General features: G+C 71.0%; 6 protein-coding genes. 2 read left to right on the top strand and 4 right to left on the bottom strand.

Annotated features, from left to right (window positions below; genetic code table 11):
• Positions 1–76: 76 nt before the first annotated feature.
• The 3 genes from I6A81_RS45955 to I6A81_RS39990 all read right to left on the bottom strand — a co-directional run bounded on the left by I6A81_RS45955 (position 77) and on the right by I6A81_RS39990 (position 2,192).
• Positions 77–1,141 carry an NAD(P)H-dependent amine dehydrogenase family protein gene (locus tag I6A81_RS45955; protein WP_203007714.1) on the bottom strand — a complete coding sequence of 355 codons (1,065 nt, stop codon included), beginning with the start codon at positions 1,139–1,141 and terminating at the stop codon, positions 77–79.
• A gap of 410 nt (positions 1,142–1,551) precedes the next feature.
• On the bottom strand, positions 1,552–1,932 hold the full coding sequence (locus I6A81_RS39995) for a PIN domain-containing protein (protein ID WP_203010485.1): 381 nt from the start codon (positions 1,930–1,932) through the stop codon (positions 1,552–1,554).
• Between the two features lie 41 nt (positions 1,933–1,973).
• Positions 1,974–2,192, bottom strand: coding sequence for a hypothetical protein (locus I6A81_RS39990; protein ID WP_203007712.1), 219 nt, complete (start codon positions 2,190–2,192; stop codon positions 1,974–1,976).
• A gap of 148 nt (positions 2,193–2,340) precedes the next feature.
• On the opposite strand from I6A81_RS39990, the gene I6A81_RS39985 reads away from it, so the two are divergent.
• Positions 2,341–2,559, top strand: coding sequence for a hypothetical protein (locus I6A81_RS39985; RefSeq protein ID WP_203007711.1), 219 nt, complete (start codon positions 2,341–2,343; stop codon positions 2,557–2,559).
• Positions 2,560–2,686: 127 nt separating this feature from the next.
• Here the strand turns inward: I6A81_RS39985 and I6A81_RS39980 are convergent, their stop codons facing one another.
• The gene (locus I6A81_RS39980) at positions 2,687–4,093 is read right to left on the bottom strand and encodes an aldehyde dehydrogenase family protein (RefSeq protein WP_203007710.1); all 1,407 of its coding nucleotides are present in this window, start codon (positions 4,091–4,093) and stop codon (positions 2,687–2,689) included.
• Positions 4,094–4,553: 460 nt separating this feature from the next.
• On the opposite strand from I6A81_RS39980, the gene I6A81_RS39975 reads away from it, so the two are divergent.
• Positions 4,554–5,744: an amidohydrolase family protein gene (locus I6A81_RS39975; protein ID WP_203007709.1), complete on the top strand. Its 1,191-nt coding sequence runs from the start codon at positions 4,554–4,556 to the stop codon at positions 5,742–5,744.
• Positions 5,745–5,799 lie beyond the last annotated feature (55 nt).

Raw genomic sequence — 5,799 nt, 5'->3', positions numbered from 1 at the left:
CCGCCGGATCCTGGGCGCTCCGATCACGATCGGATCCGGCGGGGGAGACCTCGAGACGAGACCCGCGAGAAACGCGTTAGTTCCGGGTGCCGGAATTCTTCGAGGGGAACGGCGGAAGGTCGAGCAGGGAGAGGACTCCCGGGGGAGCGGCGCAGACCCGGGGGATCGCGTTGACGACGCTCATCGCCGAGGCGACGGCCACGGGGTCGCCGGTGTAGTCGGGAGGCGCGGACACGGTCATGTCCAGGCGGATGCTGGGCAGGCCGGTCACCTCGGCCCGGTAGCCGTCGCCGCGGAACTCCAGCTCCGGGAAGTCCTCTTCCCGCAGCCGTTCGACATGCTCCACGACAACCCGGGCCTGGCCGCCGACCATGCCCTTGACCCGGTACCGGACACCGGAGATCGTCCCCGCGGGGATCGAACCCGACGCGATCTCGAAGGCCTCGTCGGCGTAGATGACGCTGTGGTCCTCGACGATCTCCTCGATCTCCGTGCCGATGGCGTCCGCCAGCAGGTGCAGGGTCGTCGCGTGGTAGTTCGTGGTCACGCCGGGCCGCAGGATGGGCGACGCCGCGCTGTCGCGCTGGCCGAACCCGAAGAACTTGGTGATTCCCGGGCCTTCCCAGTGGGCGTTGTTCATGACCTGGTACATGTGCACACTGCTGACCTCGCGCACCAGGGTGAGCGCGGACAGCGCGAGTCCCGCGGTTCCATAGCCGGGGTCCATGCCCACGGTGCAGAAGGACGTCCCGCCCTCGAGGCAGGCCTTCTCGAGGTCCTTGTAGAAGTCGCCGGCCAGCGCGCGCGGATATACCAGCGTCGGCCACCACAGGTTCACGACGTTCTTGCCCGACCGGAGGATCCGCAGCAGGTCCTCGAACGACTCGGTCGGGTCCTCCACCCAGTTGCGGCCGACCGTGAAGCAGACGCAGTCCGCGTCGGTGGCGAGCAGCGCGTCCTTGTCGCGGGTCGCCAGCACGCCCAGTGGGTCTAATCCGCAGAGCTCGCCGACGTCGCGGCCGTCCTTGTCCGCCGAGTGGACCCAGGCGCCCGTCAGCTCCAGGTCGGGATGGCCCACCACCCCGGCCACCGCCTCCCTGGCGACCACGCCGGGTGCCCATTGGATGACTCGATACGTCACGCTCGCCTCCGCGGGTCGGGCCGATTTTTTAAACTCAGTACAACATAGCGGCTGTGTGGCGAGGCTGCACGCCTTCTGACGCGTCCGCACCCGGGTCCGTCAGCGGCGAGCGCGCGTCATCCACGCGGGGCTCGACCAGCTGGACGGGCTGGACAGCGAGGCGGCGCGATGGCGGCCTTGGCGCTGGGCCCGAGGCGGGCGGCCAAGGTTTCGGGCCACCCGGCCGTCGCCGTCACGCGGCTTCGAAGGCGATCGCGCGGCACGCGCTGGGGTGGTCGTTCGGCGACGCGTCGGGCCGTACGCGGGTCGCGACTGTCGGCGCTGGACCGGAACGAGGGAAGAGAATCCGGAACAGGAGGACGAGGTTGGTTCGGCGTCGCCTGGGCCTGGTGAAGCCGGCCGGCGCCGCGTCAGACCACCGCGACCCGCACGCGTGGGTCGTCCGCGACGAGTGCCGTGATGTCGCGGGGGTCGCTGGTCATGATCACCACTGGACCGGCGCCCGCCACGCGCTGCGCGGTCGCCACGACCATGGCGTCCACCGCCGTGCCACCGCCGGCGAGCAGCCGGCCGGCGTCCCGCGCGAGCGGCTCGTCGAGCGGATGGACGTCGCCAAGGGCCTTCAGCACCCGGTTGACGGCCACGTCCCGTCTCTGGTCGCCCCGGACCAGTTCGGTGATGACCGGAGCGGGAACCCAGACCTGGGACTGCTCGCGCAGCGCGCCGGCGAGCAGGGTTCGCGCGGACTTGTCGAGCCGGGACAGCGCGATCACCGCGCCGGTGTCGAGCACGAACGGGACTCCGGGCTGACCGCTAGGTGGGTGCCGCCTCGTCACGGCCGGAACCACCGGCGTGCCTCCTCGATGTCCCCCTCCGGGAGGGGGCCTGCCTCCTCGTCGGCCGCGGCGAGGAACTCGGCCAGACGGTCATGCTGCAGCCGCTGCCGCAGCGCGGCATTTACATAGGCGGAAAGCTCTCGTGGCCCGACCCGCTCGCGAGCCTCCCGAAGTAGATCGGAGTCCAGCGTCAGCGACACCTTGGTCACGGCCACGCCCAATCCTACTGCGAAGGCGATAGTTGCTGTAGGTGGTCGCCCGGTCCGGCGGCCGCGGCCGTCTGCCGCGTCGCACCCCTCAGGCGCCGTCCGGTCCGGCACGATCGCCCCGGCCCGGGCGGTCTGTCGGCTCAGAGGCTGTTGGGTGCGACAGTATGGTCCCTGGTCGGTACTGGTCAACTCCGGACTGGACTCGACGGAGGCCCGGCTCCGGGCTCCAGGCGGCGCGGGACGAGGGATCGAGCTGACACCGACCTGGGTCGTGCGCACCCTGCGGGTAACGCGCGTCGGCTATACCGTCGACGGCCGCGCGCCGCTTGTGCTCGACGACCGCGGCGCCGGCACCCGCGGGACGACCACCTGACGAAGTTCCGGCCGCGGCCGGAGGCTCTCGATCGGTCGTGCCGGGTGCGTCGGGGACGGCGCGCTTGGCGCGACTGGTTCCCGCCCGCTCCCGGACTGGTGGGCCGGGAGCGGGCGGTGGTGGTGGGTCAGTTCTTGGCGCGGTACTGGACCTGGATCTCGGTGAAGCCGGCGAGGCCCCAGGGGCCGTTCTCGACGCCGAGGCCGCTCCATTTGAAGCCGCCGAAGGGCTGGTGTGGGCCGAGGGCGACGTGGGTGTTGACCCAGGCGGTGCCGCACTCGAGTTGTTCGGCGACGGCGGCGGCCCGGTCGGGGTCGGTGGACCACACGGAGCCGGACAGGCCGAAGGTGGTCGCGTTGGCGCGGGCGACGACGTCGTCGAGGTCGCGGTAGGCGATGACGGGCAGCGCGGGGCCGAACTGCTCCTCGTCGACGATGCGGGTGCCTTCGGCGGCGCCGGTGAGGATGGTGGGTTGGAAGAAGTATCCGGGGCCGTCGAGGGGGGCGCCGCCGGTGGCGGCCTTCGCGCCGCTGGCGAGCGCGTCGGCGACGAGGCCGCTGACCCGTTCGAACTGGGGGCGGTTCTGGACGGGGCCGAGTTCGGTCGCCGGGTCCATGCCGTCGCCGACCTTGACCGCCGCGGCGCGGGCGGCGAGGGCGTCGACGACGTCGTCGTGGATTGCTTCGGGGACGTAGAGCCGTTTGATGGCCGAGCAGATCTGGCCGTTGTTGTCGAAGGCGCCGCGGAAGAGCTTCTCGGTGATGGCGGCGGGGTCGACGTCGTCGAGCAGGATCGCGGGGTCGTTGCCGCCGAGTTCCAGGGTGACCCGCTTGAGGTCGGGGGCGGCGGCGGCGGCGATGTGCTTGCCGGTCGCGACCGACCCGGTGAAGCTGATCTTGCGGGGGGTTGGGTGGGCGGTCATCCAGCGGCCGAGTTCGTCGCCGCCGGAGACGACGTTGAGGACGCCGGGTGGGAGTACCTCGGCGAGGATCTCGCCCATCAGCAGGGTGCTGCGCGGGGTGTAGGGGGAGGGTTTGAGGACCATGGTGTTGCCGGCGAGCAGTGCTGGGCCGATCTTCCAGGCTGACAGCACGATCGGGAAGTTCCATGGGGTGATGGCGGCGACGACGCCCAGGGGGCGGCGGACGACCTCGGCGTAGGCGCGCTTGTCGTCCTGGATGACCTCGCGGCCGATCTCCAGGTCGGCGAAGTACTTCAGCCACATGCTGGCGGCGTAGGGCTCCATGGTGGCGGCCTTGAGGGGTTTGCCCTGTTCGGCGGTCAGTACCGGGCCGATGCGGTCGGCCGCCGCGGCGAGCCGCGCCGCGGCCTCCCGCAGCGCGGCCCGGCGCGCGCCCTCGTCCTTGCGCCAGTCGACGAAGGCCTTCGCGGCGGCGTCGAACGCCTCGTCGAGTTGCTGTCGGGAGCAGTCGGGCGCGTCGGCGTGCACCGCGCCGGTCGCGGGGTTGACGACGCCGAACGTCGACGGAGCGGCCCGCCGCTCCCCACCAATGATCATCGAGACGTCGGACATGAGACCCCTCTGCGTCTGCGCGTGAATTCCGGTCGGGCGTCGCCGAACCAACGCTGAAATGTGTCTAACTGTTTTGCCTAACCCGTGCGGCGGCCCCGGGTCAACCGGTCGCCCGGCCGGGGCTCGCCCCACCGGGATGCTGGGGCGGAGGCCGAGGGTTTTCGCGGGGGCACGCGGCGGCGAGGGGCCATGGGAGCCGGGGCCTGGGGCCGTCGGGAGCGGGCCGCGCGTGGCGAGGCTGTCGGCCGCGCGGTCGGGGAGTCGTTCCGGCCCGGCCCGGTTGGTCGCTTGACCGGGCGATCTACGGGTGTTAGGCATGAAGTTGGGCGGTCGCTCAGCATGGCTGGTCTGCCCGCCCCGAGGTCGGCGCGGCCGGCCGCGAGCCACGTCCGGACGGGGACCTCCCGGCTGGCATTCAGGGCTTCTGGGGCAGCACCCGAGCGGAAGGGCATGAGTCGCCATGGGCGGTCGTTTGAGCTTTCCTGTCTTCGACGCGGACAACCACCTGTACGAGACCCGCGACGCGTTCACCCGGCACCTGCCGGCGCCGTACGCGTCCGCGATCGACTACGTCGAGGTGAAGGGCCGCACAAAGATCGCGATTCGGGGCCAGATCAGCGACTACATCCCGAACCCCACGTTCGACGTGGTGGCGCGACCCGGCGCGCAGGAGGACTACTTCCGCAACGGCAACCCGGAAGGAAAGTCGTACCGGGAGATTTTCGGCAAGCCGATGCGCTCCATTCCGGCCTTCCGCGAGCCGGCACCCCGCCTGGAGCTGATGAACGAGCTCGGGGTGGACCGGGCGCTGATGTTCCCGACGCTCGCCAGCCTGCTCGAGGAGCGGATGCGCGACGACCCGGAGCTCACCCACGCCGCGATCCACTCGCTCAACGAGTGGATCTACGAGGAGTGGATGTTCGACTACCAGGGCCGGATCTTCTCAACCCCGGTCATCACCCTGCCGATCGTCGAGAAGGCGCTCAGGGAGCTGGAGTGGGTCGTCGAGCGCGGCGCGAAGGTCGTCCTGGTCCGCCCCGCGCCGGTGCCCGGCTTCCGCGGCTCGCGCTCGTTCGCGCACGAGGAGTTCGACCCGTTCTGGAAGGCCGCCGAGGACGCCGGGGTGCTGGTGGCCATGCACTCCTCCGACAGCGGCTACTCGCGCTACCTGGGCGACTGGACCGGCCCGTCGGAGATGCTGCCGTTCCGGCCGAACGCGTTCGGCCTGGTCTCGGTGGGCTTCCGGCCGCTGGAGGACTCCCTGGCCGCGCTCGCCTGCAACAACGTCTTCTCCAAGTTCCCGAACCTGAAGGTCGCGGTGGTCGAGGCCGGCAGCGAGTGGCTGCCCGGGCTGTTCACCCGGCTGGGCGACGCCTACAAGAAGATGCCGCAGGCGTTCGACGAGCACCCGGTCGAGACCATCAAGCGCAACGTCTACATCAGCCCCTTCCACGAGGACGACCTCGCCCAGCTGATCCAGATCATGGGTGTCGACCACGTCATGTTCGGCTCGGACTACCCCCACCCCGAAGGCCTCGCCGAGCCGTGCTCGTTCGTCGACCACCTGCCGCCGGGCCTCACCGAGGAGGAAACCGCCAAGATCATGGGCGGCAACCTCACCCAGGTCATGGGAGTCGCGGCCACCGTCTGAGCGCGCCGTGGCCGCGCCGGCGGGTCCCCCGGCGCGGGGGGGGGGGGGGGGGCCC

Origin of the sequence: Frankia nepalensis (assembly GCF_016786325.1) — a bacterium.
Lineage (GTDB): Bacteria > Actinomycetota > Actinomycetes > Frankiales > Frankiaceae > Pseudofrankia > Pseudofrankia nepalensis.
The sequence above is the reverse complement of the archived record's forward strand: the minus strand, read 5'-3'. Positions and strand labels throughout refer to the sequence as shown.